We start from the raw sequence: 18,151 nt of genomic DNA on the forward strand, positions 1-18,151 counted from the left end.
TCACGTCTGCGCCATTCGCGGCGACAGGCAAAGGAGAGTTTCAATGTCCATAGAGACATCCTCCACCTCACCACTTTCCAGGTTCTGGCTCATTGTGCTTGGCATCGTCATGCTGTTGGCGGGGCTGGCGTTTGCCGTCGGCGGCGGCCAACTCGCCCTGCTGGGCGGCAGCCTGTACTTCCTGCTCGCCGGTCTGGGGCTGATCGCCTCCGGCTTGCTGATTGCACGGCGACGCCCCGCTGGCGCGCAGCTATTCGGCCTGGTGTATGTGCTAACGGTGCTCTGGTCGCTGTGGGATGTCGGTCTGACCTTCTGGCCACTGATCTCGCGCCTGCTGGCGATGACCGCCGGCGCGGCCATCGTCGCCCTGTCCTACCCGCTGCTGTGCCGCGCCGATGGCCGGCCGCCGGCACGCGGCTCTTCGCTGGCGGTGGCGCTGATTCTGGCGCTGGCGGCGCTGGGCGGCTTGGCCGGCATGTTCGTGCCGCATCCGCCGGTGCCCTTCAACGGCGCGCTGGCGCCACTGGTGGCGGTCACGCCGGACACCGAACAGCGTAACTGGAGCGCCTACGGCAACACCAGCGGCGGCAGCCGCTTCGTGGCGCTGGACCAGATCACGCGCGACAACGTCAACCAGCTGAAAGTGGCGTGGACCTACCGCACCGGCGACATCGCCGTCAGCGATGGCAACGGCGCCGAAGATCAAAACACACCGCTGCAGATCGGTGACACGCTGTATGTGTGCACGCCACACAACAACGTGATCGCGCTGGAAGCGGACACCGGCAAGGAAAAATGGAAGACCGTCATCAACGCTAAAGCCACGGTGTGGATGCGCTGCCGTGGCCTGGCTTACTTCGACGCCAGCGCGCCGCTGCAGCACCCCACCGCGGCCGGTGCCACACCGGTCACCGCAGTGAGTGTGGCCGAAGGCGCGCCCTGCACGCGCCGCATCCTGATGAACACCATCACGGCGGAACTGATCGCGCTCGACGCCGACACAGGCAAATTCTGCAGCGACTTCGGCGACGGTGGCCGCATCAACCTCAAGGCCGGCCTGGGTAGCGCGCCCGATCCACAATACCAGCTGACGGCCGCGCCCACGCTGGCCGGCACCACCGTCATCATCGGTGGTCGCGTCGCCGACAATGTGCAAGTCGATATGCCGGGCGGCGTGATACGCGGCTATGACGTCGTCACCGGCCAGTTGCGCTGGGCTTTCGATCCCGGCAATCCGCAGCTCACCGGCATGCCACCGGAAGGACAAAGCTACACCCGCTCCACACCCAACGTGTGGTCGTCGATGTCCTACGATGCCGCTTCCAACACCGTGTTCATGCCGGTCGGTAGTCCTTCGGTCGATTTGTACGGCGTCACCCGCAGCGCGCTCGATCACAAGTACGGTGCCTCCATCCTGGCGCTGGACGCCACCACAGGCAAAGAGAAGTGGGTATTCCAGACCGTGCATAACGATCTGTGGGACTTCGACGTGCCGATGCAGCCGAGCTTCATCGACTTCCCGCTGGCGGCTGGCGGCAGCGTGCCGGCACTGGCGTTCGGCACCAAGGCCGGCCAACTGTATGTGTTGGAGCGCGCCACCGGCAAGCCGCTGACGCAGGTCGACAATGTGCAGGTCAAGGCCGCCAACATTCCCGGCGAGCCGTATGCGCTACAGCAGCCCAAGTCGACCGGCATGCCGCAGATCGGCGTCGGCCCGTTGAGCGAGTCCGACATGTGGGGCGCCACCCCGCTGGATCAGCTGATGTGCCGCATCGCCTTCAAGGGCATGCGCTACGAAGGGCTGTACACCGCGCCCGGCACCGACAAGTCGCTCAGCTTCCCCGGCTCGCTGGGCGGCATGAACTGGGGCGGGCTGTCGGTGGACCCGGTCAGCAACACCATCTTCGTCAACGACATGCGGCTTGGCTTGTGGGTGCAGATGTTCCCGCTCGATCCGAAAGCGCAGGTGGCCACCAGCAGCGGCGGCGAGGCGCCCAATACCGGCATGGGCAGCGTGCCGATGAAAGGCACGCCGTACTCGGTGACCAAGGACCGCTTCCTGTCGGCGCTGGGTATTCCTTGTCAGGCGCCGCCTTATGGCACGCTGACGGCGGTCGACATGAAGACCCGCGCCATCAAATGGCAGGTGCCGGTGGGGACGGTGCAGGACACTGGTCCGATGGGCATTCGCATGGGCATGCCGATCCCGATCGGTATGCCGACGCTGGGCGGCACGCTGGTGACGCAGGGTGGGTTGGTGTTCATCGCCGGCACCCAGGACTTTTATCTGCGCGCCTACAGCGCGGCCACCGGCGCTGAATTGTGGAAGGCGCGGCTACCGGTGGGCAGCCAGGGTGGCCCGGTCAGCTACAAGTCGCCGCACAGTGGCAAGCAGTATGTGGTGATCACCGCCGGCGGCGCGCGCCAATCGCCGGATCGGGGTGACTATGTCATCGCCTACACGCTGCCATGAGCGGCCCGGCCGCGCGGCGCTGACGGCGGCATTGCAGGCCATCGCGCTGGCCGCCGCCGCTCCGGGCTGCGCGCTGGCCGATGACCCCACACTGACCGGCGACTGGGGCGGCCAGCGCCGCCAGTGGGCCGATGCCGGCGTCAGCTTCCGTGGCGACTACGTCTCCGAGACTTTCGCCGCCGTCGACGGTGGTCTCAAGCGCGGCCGCGCCTACGCGCAGCAGGTGCGCATGGGCGTGGACGCGGATCTGGAGCGGCTGAGCGGCTGGAACGGCGCCATCTTCCACTTCACGCTCAACGACCGGCGTGGTGTCGGCATCTCCTCGGACTACGTCGGCAACCGGCTGCCAATCCAGGAAGACTACGGCGGCCTGTACACGCGCCTGACCGAATTCAGTCTGGAACAAAACCTGGCCGGCGGTCAGCTCAATCTGCGCCTGGGCTTTTTCGCCATGGGCAATGACCTGGGCGGGATTGCGCTCGGCTGCAACTTCGTCAACGCCGCGTTTTGCGCGCACCCGCTGTCACTGTCGGGGAACAGCGGCTGGTACAACTACCCGAACGCGCGCTGGGGCGCGGCGCTGCGCTACAAGCTTCGTCCCGATCTGCTGCTGCGCAGCGGCGTGTTCCAGGTCAACGCCAAGCTGGGTGACAAAGACAACGCTTTCAAGCCGTTCGCCGCCGGCACCACCGGCGTGCTGCTGCCACTGGAACTGGAATACGCGCCGGAAGGTGGCCACTATAAACTGGGCATGTATTACGACACCTCGCGCGCATCACGCCAAGGCGGCAGCGGCACGGTCGATGAGCGCTATGGCGTCTATGTGCTGGCGGAACAGATGATCATTCGTGAAGGCCGCGCCAACCGGGGACTATCGCTGTTCGGCCAATACACCGCGCACCCCGAAACCTCGGCGCCGATGACGCGCTGGTACGCGGCCGGCGTAGTCAAGACCGGCACCTTCGAAGGACGCGATGCGGACAGCGTGGCGTTGGGCGTGGTGCGCGCCGAAGTCAATCCGCGCCTGCGCATGGCGCACGCGGACAGCACGCCGACACCAGGTGGCTATGCCTCGCTGCCGGCCGGCGAGAGCGCGATCGAACTGGCTTACGGCTGGCAGTTGCGGCGCTGGTTGATCGTGCGCGCCGATCTGCAGCACATAATCGATCCGGGCGCGTTCAGCTACCGCTCGACCGCCAACGCCACCGCGCTGGGCGTGCAGGTCAGGATTACGTTCTGAAGCACTAGCACTTCTCGTACTTCCAGTTGCGGGACTTGCCTTCAGCAATCCATTCGACGGCTTGCTCGCGGCGGCGCGTGCGCGTGGCCTCGGTCTTGGCTTCGTTCAGCCAATCGGCATAATCGCGCTGCTTGCTCGGAGTGAAGCTATCGAAATGCTCGCGCGCGGCCGGCACCGCATCCAGCGCGGCGTTCAAGTCATCCGGAATCTCCAGCACGCGCGGCTTGGCCGGCTTGGCGCGCGCCGGCGCCGCCACACCATCATCATTCAGTTTCATGGCCTGCTTGATGTAGCCGGCCAAAACCTTTTTGGACGGCAGATCCTTGACCGCCGTGATGCGGCCAAAGTGGCCCATCGCTTCGCGCTTGACCTCATCATCGGCCATCAACAACTCGGCCTTCCAGAAGCCGAAGGCGCAATGCGCCTTGAAGGAAGCCATGCTGCACATCATGCCCTTGTACATAAAGTGCGGGAAGCTCCACTTCATGGTCTCCTCTACCTCCGGGCAGGCAGCATGCACCACCGCGCGCAAGTGCTCCAGAATAGGCTGTGCGAAATCGGCGGATTTGGCGATATAAGCGTCTACGCGTGGGTCTAGGGTCGGCATGCCGCCAATATACCCTGTAACATTTTGTTGCACCATACACGAAACGCAAAATTGGCATCCACGCGCAACGGTCTATACTGTCCTGATGAAGATCCCTGCCCGTCCGCTGGCCGTGCTCCTGCTGTTGTCCGGCTGCGCCGCCACCACCACCACGCCGCCGCAACCCAGCGGCGATCCGGTAGCGCTGAGCGCCGCCTTGAACCGCGTCAGTTGGGGCGTCAATACCAGCACCTGGCAACGGGCCGAAAAGCAGGGCTATGAGCGCTGGCTGGACCAGCAGCTGCATCCCGCACCGGCCAAACTGCCGCCGGAAGCGCAGGCGCAGATAGACACCATGACCATTTCGCAAAAGCCGGTCATGCAGCTGGTGCAGGAGCTGGAAGCCCAGCGCCGCGACTACGACAAAGCCATCGCCGACGACGAAGCCAAGAAAGCCGCGCAGCGCGCCTACCAGCAGGAGCTGACGCGCCTGGCCAAGGAAGCCGCCACCCGCTCGCTGCTGCGCGACCTGTATTCACCCAACCAGTTACAAGAGCAGATGACGTGGTTCTGGATGAACCACTTCAACGTCCACCAGGGCAAATCCAATCTGCGCGCGCTGGTGGGCGACTATGAAGAACAAGCGATCCGCCCGCACGCGCTGGGCAAATTCCGCGACCTGCTGGCCGCCACGCTGCACCATCCAGCCATGATCCGTTATCTGGACAACGAACAGAACGCCGCCGGCCGCATCAACGAAAACTACGCGCGCGAAATCATGGAGCTGCACACGCTGGGCGTGGACGGCGGCTACACCCAGAACGACGTGCAGCAACTGGCGCGCATCCTCACCGGCGTCGGCGTCAACCTGGGCGACAAGATGCCCAACGTCCGCAAGGACAAACAGGCCGAATACGTGCGCAACGGCCTGTTCGAGTTCAACCCCAATCGCCACGATTACGGCGACAAGCTATTCCTCGGCCAGCCGGTCAAAGGACGCGGCCTGGCCGAAGTGGACGAGGCGCTGGACCGGCTGGCACGCGCCCCCGCCACCGCGCGCTACGTCAGCCACAAGCTGGCGGTGTATTTCGTCGCCGACGAACCGCCACCACAGCTGGTGCAGCGCATGGCCGAACGCTTCCAGTCCAGCGACGGCGACATCGCCGCCGTGCTACGCGTGATGTTCACCTCACCCGAGTTCACGCAATCGCTGGGCCACAAGTTCAAAGACCCGGTGCACTACGTGGTGTCGGCGGTGCGCCTCAGCTACGACGACAAGATCATCCTCAACACCGGGCCGATGCTCAACTGGCTCAATCGCATGGGCCAGCCGCTGTATGGCCGCCAAACGCCGGACGGCTACGCGCTCACCCAGCCCGGCTGGGCCAGTCCCGGCCAGATGACCACCCGCTTTGAAATCGCCAAAGCCATCGGCGGCGGCTCGGCCGGTTTGTTCAAGACCGAGGGCGCGCAGCCGCTGGAAAAGCCGGCTTTCCCGCAATTGGCCAACCCGCTGTACTACCAGTCGCTGCAAAAATCGCTGGCGCCGGCCACCCGCCAGGAGCTCGACCAGGCCGGCTCGCCGCAGGAGTGGAACACGCTGCTGCTGTCGTCGCCGGAGCTGATGCACCGTTAGGAGATGCATGATGAAACGCCGCACCCTGCTCAAAACCATGGCGGCGCTGCCCGCCGTCACGATGGCCGGTCAGCTATGGGCCGCGCCGGCCGGACAACCGCGCCTGCTGTTCGTCTTCATGCGCGGCGGCTACGACGCCACCAGCCTGCTGGTGCCGATCTCCAGCCAGTACTACTATCAGGTGCGGCCCAACATCGCCATCCCCAAGGCCGACGCGCTACCGATCGACACCGACTGGGGCTTGCACCCAGCGCTGGCGGACAGCATCCTGCCGCTGTTCAGCGCCGGCCAGGCGTCCTTCGTGCCGTTTGCCGGCACCGAAGACCTGTCGCGCAGCCACTTCGAAACCCAGGACAGCATCGAACTGGGACAGGCGCTGAATGGCAGCCGCGATTACCGCTCCGGCTTCCTCAATCGATTGGCGGCCACGCTGAACACCAACCGCGCCAGCGCCATCTCCTTCACCGACCAGCTACCGCTGATTATGCAGGGCGGGCTGCAAGTGCCCAACACCGCGCTGCGCAACGTCGCCAAGCCGGCGATCGACGCGCGCCAGGCCAGCATGATCGCCGCCATGTATGAAGGCACGGCGCTGGCGCAGCCGGTGCGCGACGGCTTCACCGTGCGCGCCGACGTGATGAAGGAAATGATCGGCGAGATGGATGCCGCCAACCGCAACGCCATCAGCGCCAAGGGCTTTGAGCTGGAAGCGCGCCGCATCGCGCGACTGATGAAAGAACGCTACAACATCGGCTTTGTCGATGTCGGCGGCTGGGACACCCACGTCGGCCAGGGCAACAGCACCGGCTACCTGGCCAACCGGCTGGCGGAGCTGGGCAAGGGACTGGCCGGCTTCGCACAGGAGATGGGGCCGGAGTGGAAGGACACGGTGGTGGTGGTGGTCAGCGAATTTGGCCGCACCTTCCGCGAAAACGGCAATCGCGGCACCGACCATGGCCACGGCAGCGTGTACTGGGTGCTGGGCGGCGGCATCAACGGCGGCAAGGTGCACGGCGAGCAGGTAAGGCTGGAACAACCCACGCTATTCCAGAACCGCGACTATCCGGTGCTGAACGAATACCGCGCCATGTTCGGCGGTCTGTTGACGCGCATGTACGGCCTGAATACCGGCCAGGTGGCCGCCATCTTCGGCACCAAAGGGCGCGACCTCGGGCTGGTTTGATTCAGTGCGCGGCATGGGTCTGCAGCCAGACGGTGGCATCGTTCGCCGTCAGCGCCGGCGTGTACAGAAAGCCCTGAAAAGCGCCGCAGCCGGCGCGGCCCAGAAACACAGCCTGTTCGGTGCGCTCCACACCTTCGGCAATCACGTTCAAGCGCAAAGCCTGCGCCAGCTCAATCACCATGCGCACCACGGCGTTGGCGTCGGCGTTGTCCGGCACGCCGTGCAGAAAGCTCTTATCCAGTTTGATGGTATTGACCGGCAGCGCGCGCAGATAGCTGAGCGATGAATAGCCAGTGCCGAAATCATCCAGCGACAGCATGAAGCCGGCGTCACGCAGCCGTTGAATGACCTGGCTGCCGCTGCGTTCCAGCTCGATGGCGTCGCGCTCGGTCAGCTCGATCTCGATGTCGGCCGCCTGCAGGCCATGCAGCGCCAGCGTCTCCTCCAGCTTGCCGACATAGCCATCGTCGCGCAGCTCTTTGGCGCAGGTGTTGACGCAAATGCGCAAACCATTGATGCCCAGGTCACGCCAGCGCCGCTGCTGTTCGCAGGCACGCTGCACCACCCACACGCCCAGTGCCGGCAGCATGCCAATCTCGCCCGCCAGGCCGATCGCATATTCCACCGGCTGCCGCCCCAGATAGCCGGGCAGGCGCAGCAAGGCTTCCATCGCGATGGTGTGGCCGGCGGCGTCCAGGATCGGCTGATAGGCCAGCTCACAGCGGCCGTTGCGCATCAAGCGCCGCAGTTCATTGTGGTCGGCATTCTTGCGGTGCGCAACCTCGTCCAACGCCTCGGTGTAGTAGTGATAGCGATTGCGGCCGGCGTTCTTGGCGTGGTACAGCGCCAGATCGGCCTTTTTCAGCAGCAGGTCCGGATCGCTGGCATCCATCGGACACACCGCGATGCCGATGCTGGCGCTGATCTTGACCTCGTGGTCGCCGATCATGAACGGCCGCTCCAGCTCCTGCAGCAGCTTGTCGGCCAACACGCCACCGCTGGTCGGCGATGGCGCATGCAGCTGCATCAATCCGAATTCGTCGCCGCCCAGACGCGCCACATAATCGCTTTCACGACTGACGGCGCGGATGCGCTGCGTCACCAGCTTTAACAGCTGGTCGCCGGCATGATGACCCAGCAAGTCGTTGACCTCCTTGAACTGGTCCAGATCTATCATCAGCAACAACAGCAGCTGGCCGGTGCGCTCGGCCAGCGCCATCAACTCGCCACGGCGCGTGTCGAAGGCGGCGCGGTTGGCCAGCCCGGTCAGCACGTCGATGGTGGCGAGGCGGTGGATTTCATCCTGCGCCAGCTTGCGCTCGGTGACGTCGCGCAGGATTTTCAGATACCCCATCGACTGGCTATCCTCGCCGGGAATCGGCGTCAGCACGCCATCGGCCCAGAACATCGAGTTATCCTTACGCATATGCCAGCGGTAATCAGAGGCACGTTGCCGCTCCAGCGCCTGCTGCATCTCCTGCAAGTGTTGGCCCTCGGCCTGATCGCTGACGGTGAACAGGCATTTCATGTTCTGGCCGATGATCTCGCCCGGCGCATAGCCGAAGATCAGCTCCGCGCCGATATTCCAGCTGCTGACCTTCCCCTCCGGGTCGGTGGTGAAGATGGCGAAATCGCGCACATTCAGATAAATCTGCTGCAGCAGAACCTCCGGCGCCAGGCCGGGCGCGATCAGATGCGTCAATGGCGGTGTCATGGGCGTACCGCTCCCCCAAACACGGTTGGACCACGGCCAGGCCGCCGGGTTCACGGCATGATCAACTGCGCCGCCAGTTCGCTACCGGCGGCGCTCAGCGCCACCGTGCCGGTGATGCCGCCCTCGTCCAGCGCCAGCGCGATCAGCCCGGCCTCTTCCAGCACCGTCAATTGGCGCCGCAATACGCTCATCGGCAGCTGCGTTTGTTTGCTCAGCTTGGCCAGCGTGCAGGGCTTGTCCGGCCATTCGGCGGCGATCTGCCGCAAAGCCAGCAAGACGCCGCCCAGCGCGGCCATGACTTCTTCATCCATGGTGTGTTAAATTTAGCGAAAACATAATTCTGCATCAGATTGGACCGCAGCATGAACAAAAAGCCTCACATCGAACCCTATACCCATCCGGCCGCCGGCTGGGGCGCACTGAAACAGGTCGCGGTCAACCTGGTGCGCGAAAAGGTCGCCGGTGGTAACTACAAGACCCTGCTCAAGCAGAACCAGCCGGACGGCTTCGACTGCCCGGGCTGCGCCTGGCCGGACCGCGAACACGCGTCCACCTTCGAATTCTGCGAAAACGGCGTCAAGGCGGTAGCGGCGGAAGCTACCAGCAAACGGGTACGGCCGGACTTCTTTGCCGCCCATAGCGTCAGCGCACTGCTGGAACAATCCGACTACGAGCTGGAACAGCATGGCCGCCTCACCGATCCCATGGTCTACGACGCCGCCAGCGACAAATACCTGCCAATCGGTTGGGACGACGCCTTCGCCCTGATCGCGCGCCATTTGAACGCCCTGCCCGATCCCAACCACGCCACCTTCTACACCTCCGGCCGCACTGGCAATGAGGCGGCGTTTTTGTTCCAGCTGTTCGTGCGCATGTACGGCACAAACAACTTCCCCGACTGCTCCAATATGTGCCACGAGCCCACCAGCCGTGGCTTGCCGGGCACCGTCGGCATCGGCAAGGGCACGGTCACGCTGGAAGACTTCGAACACGCGGACACGCTGCTGATCTTCGGCCAGAACCCGGCCACCAACCATCCGCGCATGATGAACGAGCTGCGCGACTGTGCGCGCCGTGGCGCCGCCATCGTCTCCATCAACCCGCTGCGCGAACGTGGCCTGGAACGCTTCACCAGCCCGGCGCACGCGCTGGAGATGCTGACCGGTTCCAGCACCAGCATCAGCACCCTGTTCATCCAGCCCAAGCTGGCCGGCGACTTCGCGCTGATCAAAGCCATGGCCAAGCGCCTGGTCGAGCGCGACGACGAAGAACTGGCGGCCGGCCGCGCCAGTGTGCTGGACCGCGAATTCATCGGCCGCCACACCAGCGGCTACGAAGCATTCGAACAAGACTTGCGCGCCCAGGATTGGGAGCAGTTGCTGACCGAATCCGGCGTGCCACGCGCGCAGATCGACCAACTGACCGAAATCTACATCAAGGGCAAAAACGTCATCTGCACCTGGGGCATGGGCCTGACCCAGCACAAGAGCGCCGTCAAGACCATCCAGATCCTGTCCAACCTGATGATGATGCGCGGGCAGATCGGCCGCCTCGGCGCCGGCCTGTGTCCGGTGCGCGGCCACTCCAACGTGCAGGGCGACCGCACCATGGGCATCGAGGAAAAGCCGGCCAAAGCCTTCCTCGACCGGCTGCAAAAAGTCTTCCACTTCGAACCGCCGCGCGAACATGGCTACGACACGGTGGAGAGCATCCAGGCCATGCTGGATGGCCGCGTCAAAGTCTTCTTCGGCATGGGCGGCAACTTCGCCATGGCCACGCCGGACACGCCGCTGACCTTTGAGGCGCTGCGCAATTGCGACCTGACGGTGCACGTCACCACCAAGCTGAATCGCAGCCATCTGGTACACGGCAAGGAAGCGCTGATCCTGCCGACACTGGGCCGCACCGAGATCGACCTGCAAAACGGCGTGCCACAAGGCGTGACGGTGGAAGACTCGATGAGCATGGTGCACATCTCCTACGGCATCAACAAACCGGCCTCGGACAACCTGCTGTCGGAAACCGCTATCGTGGCGCGGCTGGCGCATGCCACGCTGGGCGACGGCCAACTGGATTGGCTGGCCTGCGGCGCCGACTACGCGCGCATCCGCGAGATGATCGAACAGGTGTTCGACGACTTCCACGACTTCAATGCGCGCGTCGCGCACGCCGGTGGCTTCCACCTGCGCGTGGCCTCGCGTGAACGCGAATGGCGTACCGCCAGCGGCCGCGCCCAGTTCGTGCCGCACGCAGTGGACGTCGACACCCCAATCCACCGCGCCCGCGCGCGCTACGGCGAACGTCTGCTAACGCTGATGACGGCGCGCTCGCACGATCAGTACAACACCACCATCTACGGTATGGACGACCGCTATCGCGGCGTGTTCGGCATGCGCCGCGTGGTCTTCATCAACAAGGAAGATCTGGCCATGCTGGGTATGAAGGATGGTCAGTACGTCGACCTGGTCAGCGTGTGGGAGGATGACGTCACGCGCCGCGCCGAACGCTTCCTGCTGGTGGAATACGATATCCCGCGCGGCTGCCTCGGTTCCTACTTCCCCGAAACGAACGGCCTGGTGCCGCTGCACAGCAAGGCCGACATCGCAGGCACGCCGGCCTACAAATCAATCCCGGTACTCTTGGAGCTTAATACCAACCAATGAAAAACCTCACCGCCATCGTCATCACACTGGCCGCAGCCACGCTGTCCATCCCTTGTCAGTCGGCCGAAAAACCGGGTGAACAGCAAGCCCTCAAGCGCCAGGTTGACGCGCTACTGGCGCCGCTGCAAAAGCCTGGACATCCCGGCTACGCGATCGCGGTGATTCAAGATGGCGGTATCGTGTACGAAAAAGGCATCGGCCTGGCCGATCTGCAGCATGATGTGCCGATCAAACCAACCACGCCGTTTCATATCGCATCGGTCTCCAAACAATTCACCGCCTTTGCGATCCATCTGCTGGCACAGGATGGCAAACTCTCGCTCGACGACGACATCCACAAATACATCCCCGAGCTGGCGGATTTTGGCGCACCGATCACGCTGCGTCAGCTGGAGCACCACACCAGCGGCTTGCGCGACCAGTGGGAACTGCTGATGCTTGCAGGCTGGCGCCTGGACGACGTCATCACCGAAAACGACATCCTCGGCCTGCTCAAGCGCCAGCGCGCGCTCAACTCGCCGCCCGGCACCGCTCACCTGTACAGCAACACCGGCTATACATTGCTGGGCATCGTGGTTAAACGAGTGTCCGGACAGTCGCTGCCGGAGTTTGCGAAAGCCCGCATCTTCGATCCGCTGAACATGAAGCACACCCGCTTCGTCGACGACTACCAGGCGCTCATCAAAGGCCGCGCTGCCTCGTATGGCCCGAATGGTCACAACGGCTACGACTACATCGCCCTGTCCTACTCCAACGTCGGCGCCACCAGCCTGTCCACCACGGTCGAAGACCTGGCGCTGTGGGATCGCAATTTCTATGATGGCAAAGTCGGTGGCAAAAAACTGCTGGAGGAAATGCAGACCGTTGGTGTGCTCTCTAATGGCAAGCCGCTGACCTATGCCTCCGGACTGGTGATCGGCAAATATCGCGGACTGAAGACCGTTGAACACAGCGGCGGCGATGCGGGCTACCGCAGTGAGTTGATGCGCTTCCCCGAACAACATCTGTCGGTCATCACACTATCCAACTTCGCGGACTCCGACGCGGGTGGCCTGTCGCGCAAAATCGCGGACATCTATCTGGGCAAACAGATGGATGCCGTGCCGGCAGCGGCTCCGGCAAAGGACACGCACTTCCTGCCCAATGTTGAAACCAACATCGATCCAGCCAAACTGGACGCATTCATCGGTTACTGGAAATTTTCGCCCACCTTCACCAACACGATTTACAAGGAAGGTGGAAAATTGATGGTCAAGCCAACCGGCCAGCCGCCGTATCCGCTGTTCGTTTCCGGCGAACGGTCGCTGTTCCTGAAAGTGGTCGACGGCCGCTTCGCGTTCGATGCGCCGGACCAGGATGGCGTCATCCAAGGCGGCTCCTACTGGCAGGCAGGCCAAACGCACCACTTCACCCGATCCGCGCCACCCACGCCGTTGAGCGAAGTGGAACTGGCAAACTATGAAGGCGAATTCTATAGCGACGAACTGCACGTGCTGTACACCGTCAGCCGTCGCGATGGAAAACTGATCCTGACCTATCCACGCGGCGAGCTCACGTTGGAGCAAGATAGCCCCAACGCCTTCATCGCCAGCGGCTCGGGTAACCGCATCGCGTATCAGTGCAGCGCCGGCGACTGCAACACATTCACCGTCGATACCGGCCGCATACGCAATCTGCAGTTCACGCGCGTCTCCATCGTCCCCACCAAACCCGGCGAAAAAACCGCCGCTTTTATCACCCCAGGCGCAAGCAAAAACCAGTAGCGCAAAACAGATTCACAGGTCGATGGACAGCAGATCTTTGCCCACCACGATATTGCCCTGATAGTGGCGACGCACGCCCTCCGCCCACATGGCGTCCGTGATGCTGGCGTCGTCGCCCGGCACTAGGTGGGTCAGCACCAGATTTTTCACCTGTGCCGCGGCGGCGATGCGGCCGACATCCTCGGTGGTGGTGTGGCTGCCCAGCAGGTGCTTGCGCAGCGTGGCGGCGTTGGGTACGCGCTTGACCATGGCATCCACCGCCGGCACGTAAATCGTTTCGTGCACCAGATAATCGGCGCCACGCGCAAACTCGGCCAGCTTGGGGTTATAGGTGGTATCGCCCGAGAACACCACCGTCTTGCCATCAAATTCAAACTTGTAGGCGTAGCTGTCGTTGAGCGGCGGATGCAGCGCATACAGCGCGCTCACCTTCACCCGCTCGTTGCGCATCACGTTCGCCAGGTCGTGGATGTCATGCGCCCGCACCAGGGTACGCAGATCCGGCTTGCTCTCGTCGGCGATGCGGGTAGTGATGTCGATCTGATTCAGCGCCAGGAAATCGCTGGTCATTTTCTCCAGTCCCGGCGGGCCGTAAGCATCGACCACCTGATTCAGGCCGGTAGCCCAGCCGTTGTAAATCAGGTTGCCGTATTCGATCTCGTGGTCCGAATGGTGGTGCGTGATGAAGATGTAGCGCAGATCCTGCAACCGCACGCCAGCCTTGACCATTTGTAGCGACACGCCATAACCGCAGTCGATCACATACGGCACGCCGCCGATCACCAGCATGCTGGATGGATTCATGCGCCAAGCGCTGGCGGGACTCTTCACGTCACCCACGCGTGGGCCGCCCTTTGTCCCCAACAGTACCAGCCTATCCTGTCCAGCTGACGGCACGGCCTGCGCCCTGGCCAGCAGCGGCAGCGTGATGGCGCCTGCGGCGGCAATGCCCAACTTCATAAAATGACGACGTTTTTCGTTATTGTTCATCATGAGTCTCCTTAATCCCGAAAACGATACTGCCTGCGCGCCGCCAGGAGAAATGAAATCTCTGCATGGCAGCTATGCAGCCGGCAGATAATCCAGCGAGACGCCCACCGCGCGCATCTCGGCGCGCAACCAGCCCAGCACCGGGTCCAGCTCCTGATATTGGTGGTATTGCACCGCCATTTCCAGCGGCGGAAGTTCAACCGGCATGGCCAACAATTTCAGCGGCAGATACTTGCTGGACATGAACGCCACGCGGCGCGGTACGGTGGCGATGCGGTCGGTGCCTGCCACCATAAAGGGGATCTGTGTGAAGTGCGGCGCAACGCATTCGGCCCGGCGCGTAATGCCAAGCTGGCGTAGCAGGTATTCGTTGACCGTGGGTGTGCGGCCGCCAGCGTATTCCAACAGCACATGGCCCATGCTGGCGTACTGCTCGCGGCTGATGGTGTCGCCACTCAGCACGCTATTACCGGTCCAGGCGATGCACTGATGCTGATCGCTGAACAGGCGTTCATGCGGTTGGCTGGCCAGCACAAACGGCTGCGGCAGCACAATCATATCGATCTCACCGCGCTCCAGCAATTCCGGCCACTGCTGCTCGGTGTGCCGCAGATGCAGACGGAGGCCGGGCGCCTGCGCCGCCACGCGCCGCACCAACTCGGGAAAGAAGACCGTGCCCGAATAATCAGTCGCCATGATGGTGATGGTTTTCTCCACCTTGGCGATATCGAAACCGGCACCGATCAGGGCCAGCGCATCAAATTGCAGCAGCAGCTTGCGCACCGGCGCCGCCAGCTCATTGCCCAGCGCAGTGGTCACCAGTTTACGCCCCACCTGGGTCAACAGCTCGTCCTCGAAGATGGCGCGCAAGCGCGCCAGGCTGTGGCTCATGGCCGACTGGCTGCGGCACGTTTTTTCCGCCGCGCGCGACACGTTCTTCTCGCTGAGCAGTGCGTCGAGGCAAATCAGCAGATTAATGTCCAGTCCCCTCAGACGCACGAATTACTCCTCACTTTATGGATGGGTTGGCACGATGGCGGGATTGTACCCGCTGCTGCGCTGCCCCTCTTCGCACGCCGAGCAAATCCTTACGAACCGGCAATTACGACGAAGGGGCGAATGATCGCGTAGCCAAGGTTCCCACCAATGTGCGAGCATTCTCATCACCTCATTCAATCACGTTAAAAGCTGCCGTCCATTCCCAGCAATCGAAGCCCGGCACCACTTCGGCAGTGAGATTTCACGTACTTTTCAGATTTGCAATATGTTATTCTCCATGCCACCGGCAGAGTTCGGCCAATACCAGACGTTTATCGGTCAGCCCTAGCGTAAAAATATGTGCTTAGCTTTTAAAATTTTGATCAACATATTTCAATATTGTCATCTCCATGAGTAATTTTAAGGTAATTATTTTTATCTTTTTTTGTTGTGCATCTTCGGCATACGCCCAAGGTGAAGATCAACGATTGATGGATGCGCGTAAGCTTTATTCCTGTTTTAGTTTTTTTTAAAAAAATAGCAAGACTGGGCCAATAGATCAACGAGAGAAACTTGCAAGAATATCTACAAAATTCTTATTGGCAGCCACTCAAAAAATTGTGACAGCTGATGACGATAGAGATCCATCTCATAACGAACTTGCCAAGAAGTACCATAAATTAGGCCAAGATGATTTCGAGCATTTTATGGATGAGGTAATTCTATTACCGTCAGAAGATGAACGAAACGAAAGTATTGGTAAATTTGTGAAATCTTGTTCGAGTTCATTGTTGCACACACCTTAATTTGTCCGTAACCGGCCAAAAGCAGACCGAAGTTTTTTGAAGGATGACATGCACTTTGCCACTATTTTAGGTATAGTGGGTTGCGCCATAGCGATGGTTAGTTTCTTGTGGCAGAAGAAATGGCTGCCTTCGCTGGCGTATGCCTTCGGGTTAAGCTATATTATTTTCGATAAGGTATATCCATCTCTTCTACCGGACTATTTGGTTATTGGGTTTTCCGTCGCATTTCTAGTTTTAGCCTTAATTTTTTGCTGGCAGGCTTTCTCTAGTAGAAGAGTCGGCTAGCGGCCAGCAGCCGACATTAAAAAACGATGAAAAAGATTAGCTCATTAACCTTCACTCTGCTATTGACTCAGTTGGTCGGCTGCTGGCAAACCGTTGTATTTGATGAAAAAATTAGTGGCCCCTATCACTTATCAGCTATCGACATCACAGAGGAAATGGGGGTTTGTTATGAGTTGAAAGAAGAGGATACTTGTATTGGGCGTATCCCCGAGACAGTGTTTTCGGTGGGCTGGAATGAGAGTTTCATCGTAGCCAAGCAACATCCAGCAGGTAATAAATCCATGACCAATTATTTCATCCTGGACCGGAAGAAAGATGCAAAATATGTAGACCCAAGCGTTACGGTTTTGGGGCCTATGTCGGAGTCGGAGTACAAGAGAAAATCCACACTGATGTCGTTGCCCGAGTTTACTCGGACGTTTGACGACTTACGATAGATGTTCCGATACCGGCCAGAAGCCACCGTTGAAAAATAGCACTTGATGATGACTTGGCGTAACAACCCATTGCGTATTGGGGCGCTTTATATGGTTTCTGAACCAATCAATACGCATACTGGCAACTTCATTCCAGGACAGCGATATCGACTTACAGATGTAGAATATAGCCCATATGACTCGTCCACTGTTTTTTCTTTTGAGGTAGACGGGAAAAAGCTTTTTGTTGGATGGTGGTGGCATGACGACGAACCAGACTCATTGCCTTCGGGGCGTTTCCATCTCATCATTTAGCATCACCGGAAACGGCTGCCAAAATCGGACGTTCATCTTTAATTGAAAAAAGCACCAATGAAATGCAAATGCCAGGCAATGCCAGACTGCTTGAATTACGGTGAAGAGCAGGTCTTTGCCAAAGATTTTGAACTTGTCGGAAGTCGTGACTGGCTAAGGCTTTATCGCTGTCATGGATGCGATACGTATTGGCAACTAGACGTAAATGACCGGTCCGATTGGGCGATCAAGGTTCCGGCTTCAGCGGACTGGGAGTCATTTGATGACAAGCCATTCCGTCGAGCGTTCATTGTCCGAACTCACGGCGGTGAAGGTGATGAAATATGCCTTTGGGATCGTTGCAGAAATCGCGTCTTGAAAAACATGGCCATTTGCGTGGACCACGCGTTCCCTGAGTTTTCACAGGAAAAAATGGGCTGAGTTCGGCCAATAGCTGCCGTTCGGAAATGTGCTCTTAGAAATTATGATAATGGAAACTTCTGATATGGCTGACGAGTCATTGAATGAATTCATTAGTTTACTTGAGAGAAGCGACTGGATGTCCGTGTTATGAGTCTCTCGCCACGTTCGGCCAATTCCGGACTTTCATGATAACTTTACCACTTTGTGATTAATAGAATTAAATTCGAATATGCCTCAACAAGCTGATGACCATTTCTACAATCGTGCAGATGCGCACATTCATCTCGCGAACGATCAATTAAGCGATGCGGCTAGCGGATCAGTAAGCGCCTCGTTCATGTTTGCAGTGTCCAGATTCAACGCATGGCGGAGTGCCTGTGGATTTCAGAAAAAGGAAGATATGCAAGCAGCGCGTGCAGAGACCATCGCCTACTTTGTAACCGAGTACGAAAAATGCTTAATCGAGAACCTCGATGACTACATCCAGAACTTTGATCAGTATATGAAACTCTCGACTAAGACAGCGACTGAAGATCAATAAAGGCCAGTTGCGGACCGTCATTGGAGGTGCCGTGGAAATCACCCATTAGATATTCAGTTTAAGCGGGAGAGACGTTCTGACTATTTCTAAAATCACTTGTGCGGATGACCTCGCTGCATTAGCTAGCGAATCGCTTGATCGCCTTAAAAAGGAAAAACGC

Annotated in this window: 14 protein-coding genes; 9 read left to right on the forward strand and 5 right to left on the reverse strand. The window is 60.4% G+C overall.

The window, feature by feature from the left end; translation table 11 throughout:
- Positions 1 to 43 precede the first annotated feature (43 nt).
- Both GJ699_RS22810 and GJ699_RS22815 read left to right on the forward strand, forming a co-directional pair.
- Entirely contained in the window at positions 44 to 2,473 is a 2,430-nt protein-coding gene (locus GJ699_RS22810) for a membrane-bound PQQ-dependent dehydrogenase, glucose/quinate/shikimate family (protein WP_154380631.1), read from the forward strand.
- Positions 2,448 to 3,713: a carbohydrate porin gene (locus GJ699_RS22815; RefSeq protein WP_154380633.1), complete on the forward strand. Its 1,266-nt coding sequence runs from the start codon at positions 2,448 to 2,450 to the stop codon at positions 3,711 to 3,713. Before GJ699_RS22810 ends, GJ699_RS22815 begins: the two co-directional genes overlap by 26 nt.
- 4 nt (positions 3,714 to 3,717) lie before the next feature.
- Here the strand turns inward: GJ699_RS22815 and GJ699_RS22820 are convergent, their stop codons facing one another.
- Positions 3,718 to 4,320 carry a YdeI/OmpD-associated family protein gene (locus GJ699_RS22820; protein WP_154380635.1) on the reverse strand — a complete coding sequence of 201 codons (603 nt, stop codon included), beginning with the start codon at positions 4,318 to 4,320 and terminating at the stop codon, positions 3,718 to 3,720.
- Positions 4,321 to 4,405: 85 nt separating this feature from the next.
- Here GJ699_RS22820 and GJ699_RS22825 point away from each other — a divergent pair, with 85 nt between their 5' ends.
- Both GJ699_RS22825 and GJ699_RS22830 read left to right on the forward strand, forming a co-directional pair.
- Complete coding sequence (locus GJ699_RS22825) at positions 4,406 to 5,935, forward strand: DUF1800 domain-containing protein (RefSeq protein WP_154380638.1); 1,530 nt, start codon at positions 4,406 to 4,408, stop codon at positions 5,933 to 5,935.
- A 10-nt stretch (positions 5,936 to 5,945) separates the two neighbouring features.
- Positions 5,946 to 7,118, forward strand: a complete 1,173-nt coding sequence (locus tag GJ699_RS22830) for a DUF1501 domain-containing protein (protein ID WP_154380888.1) — start codon at positions 5,946 to 5,948, stop codon at positions 7,116 to 7,118.
- Between the two features lies 1 nt (position 7,119).
- Here the strand turns inward: GJ699_RS22830 and GJ699_RS22835 are convergent, their stop codons facing one another.
- Together GJ699_RS22835 and GJ699_RS22840 are read right to left on the reverse strand one after the other, a co-directional pair.
- Complete coding sequence (locus GJ699_RS22835; protein ID WP_154380640.1) at positions 7,120 to 8,832, reverse strand: sensor domain-containing protein; 1,713 nt, start codon at positions 8,830 to 8,832, stop codon at positions 7,120 to 7,122.
- 50 nt (positions 8,833 to 8,882) lie between these two features.
- Entirely contained in the window at positions 8,883 to 9,143 is a 261-nt protein-coding gene (locus GJ699_RS22840) for a helix-turn-helix domain-containing protein (protein ID WP_154380642.1), read from the reverse strand.
- A gap of 51 nt (positions 9,144 to 9,194) precedes the next feature.
- On the opposite strand from GJ699_RS22840, the gene GJ699_RS22845 reads away from it, so the two are divergent.
- A complete protein-coding gene (locus tag GJ699_RS22845; protein WP_154380647.1) occupies positions 9,195 to 11,495 on the forward strand; it encodes an FdhF/YdeP family oxidoreductase in 2,301 nt (766 codons plus the stop codon).
- Positions 11,492 to 13,258, forward strand: a complete 1,767-nt coding sequence (locus tag GJ699_RS22850) for a serine hydrolase domain-containing protein (protein ID WP_154380649.1) — start codon at positions 11,492 to 11,494, stop codon at positions 13,256 to 13,258. The genes GJ699_RS22845 and GJ699_RS22850 overlap by 4 nt, the downstream gene beginning before the upstream one ends.
- A gap of 12 nt (positions 13,259 to 13,270) precedes the next feature.
- On the opposite strand, the gene GJ699_RS22855 is transcribed toward GJ699_RS22850, so the two are convergent.
- Together GJ699_RS22855 and GJ699_RS22860 are read right to left on the reverse strand one after the other, a co-directional pair.
- Complete coding sequence (locus GJ699_RS22855) at positions 13,271 to 14,251, reverse strand: MBL fold metallo-hydrolase (RefSeq protein ID WP_229262249.1); 981 nt, start codon at positions 14,249 to 14,251, stop codon at positions 13,271 to 13,273.
- 69 nt (positions 14,252 to 14,320) lie between these two features.
- The gene (locus GJ699_RS22860; RefSeq protein ID WP_154380651.1) at positions 14,321 to 15,247 is read right to left on the reverse strand and encodes a LysR family transcriptional regulator; all 927 of its coding nucleotides are present in this window, start codon (positions 15,245 to 15,247) and stop codon (positions 14,321 to 14,323) included.
- Between the two features lie 1,096 nt (positions 15,248 to 16,343).
- Between GJ699_RS22860 and GJ699_RS22865 the strand changes: the two genes are divergently transcribed.
- The 3 genes from GJ699_RS22865 to GJ699_RS22875 all read left to right on the forward strand — a co-directional run bounded on the left by GJ699_RS22865 (position 16,344) and on the right by GJ699_RS22875 (position 17,991).
- Complete coding sequence (locus GJ699_RS22865) at positions 16,344 to 16,754, forward strand: DUF3997 domain-containing protein (RefSeq protein WP_154380653.1); 411 nt, start codon at positions 16,344 to 16,346, stop codon at positions 16,752 to 16,754.
- Between the two features lie 336 nt (positions 16,755 to 17,090).
- Positions 17,091 to 17,468: a hypothetical protein gene (locus GJ699_RS22870; protein WP_154380655.1), complete on the forward strand. Its 378-nt coding sequence runs from the start codon at positions 17,091 to 17,093 to the stop codon at positions 17,466 to 17,468.
- 211 nt (positions 17,469 to 17,679) lie between these two features.
- Positions 17,680 to 17,991, forward strand: a complete 312-nt coding sequence (locus GJ699_RS22875) for a DUF3144 domain-containing protein (RefSeq protein WP_154380657.1) — start codon at positions 17,680 to 17,682, stop codon at positions 17,989 to 17,991.
- The last annotated feature ends 160 nt before the right edge of the window (positions 17,992 to 18,151 follow it).

The organism is Duganella guangzhouensis (assembly GCF_009674535.1).
Classification (GTDB): domain Bacteria; phylum Pseudomonadota; class Gammaproteobacteria; order Burkholderiales; family Burkholderiaceae_D; genus Rugamonas; species Rugamonas guangzhouensis.

What these genes read in the sequence shown, in the direction of transcription:
- GJ699_RS22825 (WP_154380638.1), top strand. Translation starts at nt 4,406, where the DNA reads ATGAAGATCCCTGCCCGTCCGCTGGCCGTGCTCCTGCTGTTGTCCGGC.
- GJ699_RS22820 (WP_154380635.1), bottom strand. Translation starts at nt 4,320, where the DNA reads ATGCCGACCCTAGACCCACGCGTAGACGCTTATATCGCCAAATCCGCC.
- GJ699_RS22875 (WP_154380657.1), top strand. Translation starts at nt 17,680, where the DNA reads ATGCCTCAACAAGCTGATGACCATTTCTACAATCGTGCAGATGCGCAC.
- GJ699_RS22835 (WP_154380640.1), bottom strand. Translation starts at nt 8,832, where the DNA reads ATGACACCGCCATTGACGCATCTGATCGCGCCCGGCCTGGCGCCGGAG.
- GJ699_RS22855 (WP_229262249.1), bottom strand. Translation starts at nt 14,251, where the DNA reads ATGATGAACAATAACGAAAAACGTCGTCATTTTATGAAGTTGGGCATT.
- GJ699_RS22830 (WP_154380888.1), top strand. Translation starts at nt 5,946, where the DNA reads ATGAAACGCCGCACCCTGCTCAAAACCATGGCGGCGCTGCCCGCCGTC.
- GJ699_RS22850 (WP_154380649.1), top strand. Translation starts at nt 11,492, where the DNA reads ATGAAAAACCTCACCGCCATCGTCATCACACTGGCCGCAGCCACGCTG.
- GJ699_RS22840 (WP_154380642.1), bottom strand. Translation starts at nt 9,143, where the DNA reads ATGGATGAAGAAGTCATGGCCGCGCTGGGCGGCGTCTTGCTGGCTTTG.
- GJ699_RS22815 (WP_154380633.1), top strand. Translation starts at nt 2,448, where the DNA reads ATGTCATCGCCTACACGCTGCCATGAGCGGCCCGGCCGCGCGGCGCTG.
- GJ699_RS22845 (WP_154380647.1), top strand. Translation starts at nt 9,195, where the DNA reads ATGAACAAAAAGCCTCACATCGAACCCTATACCCATCCGGCCGCCGGC.
- GJ699_RS22810 (WP_154380631.1), top strand. Translation starts at nt 44, where the DNA reads ATGTCCATAGAGACATCCTCCACCTCACCACTTTCCAGGTTCTGGCTC.
- GJ699_RS22865 (WP_154380653.1), top strand. Translation starts at nt 16,344, where the DNA reads ATGAAAAAGATTAGCTCATTAACCTTCACTCTGCTATTGACTCAGTTG.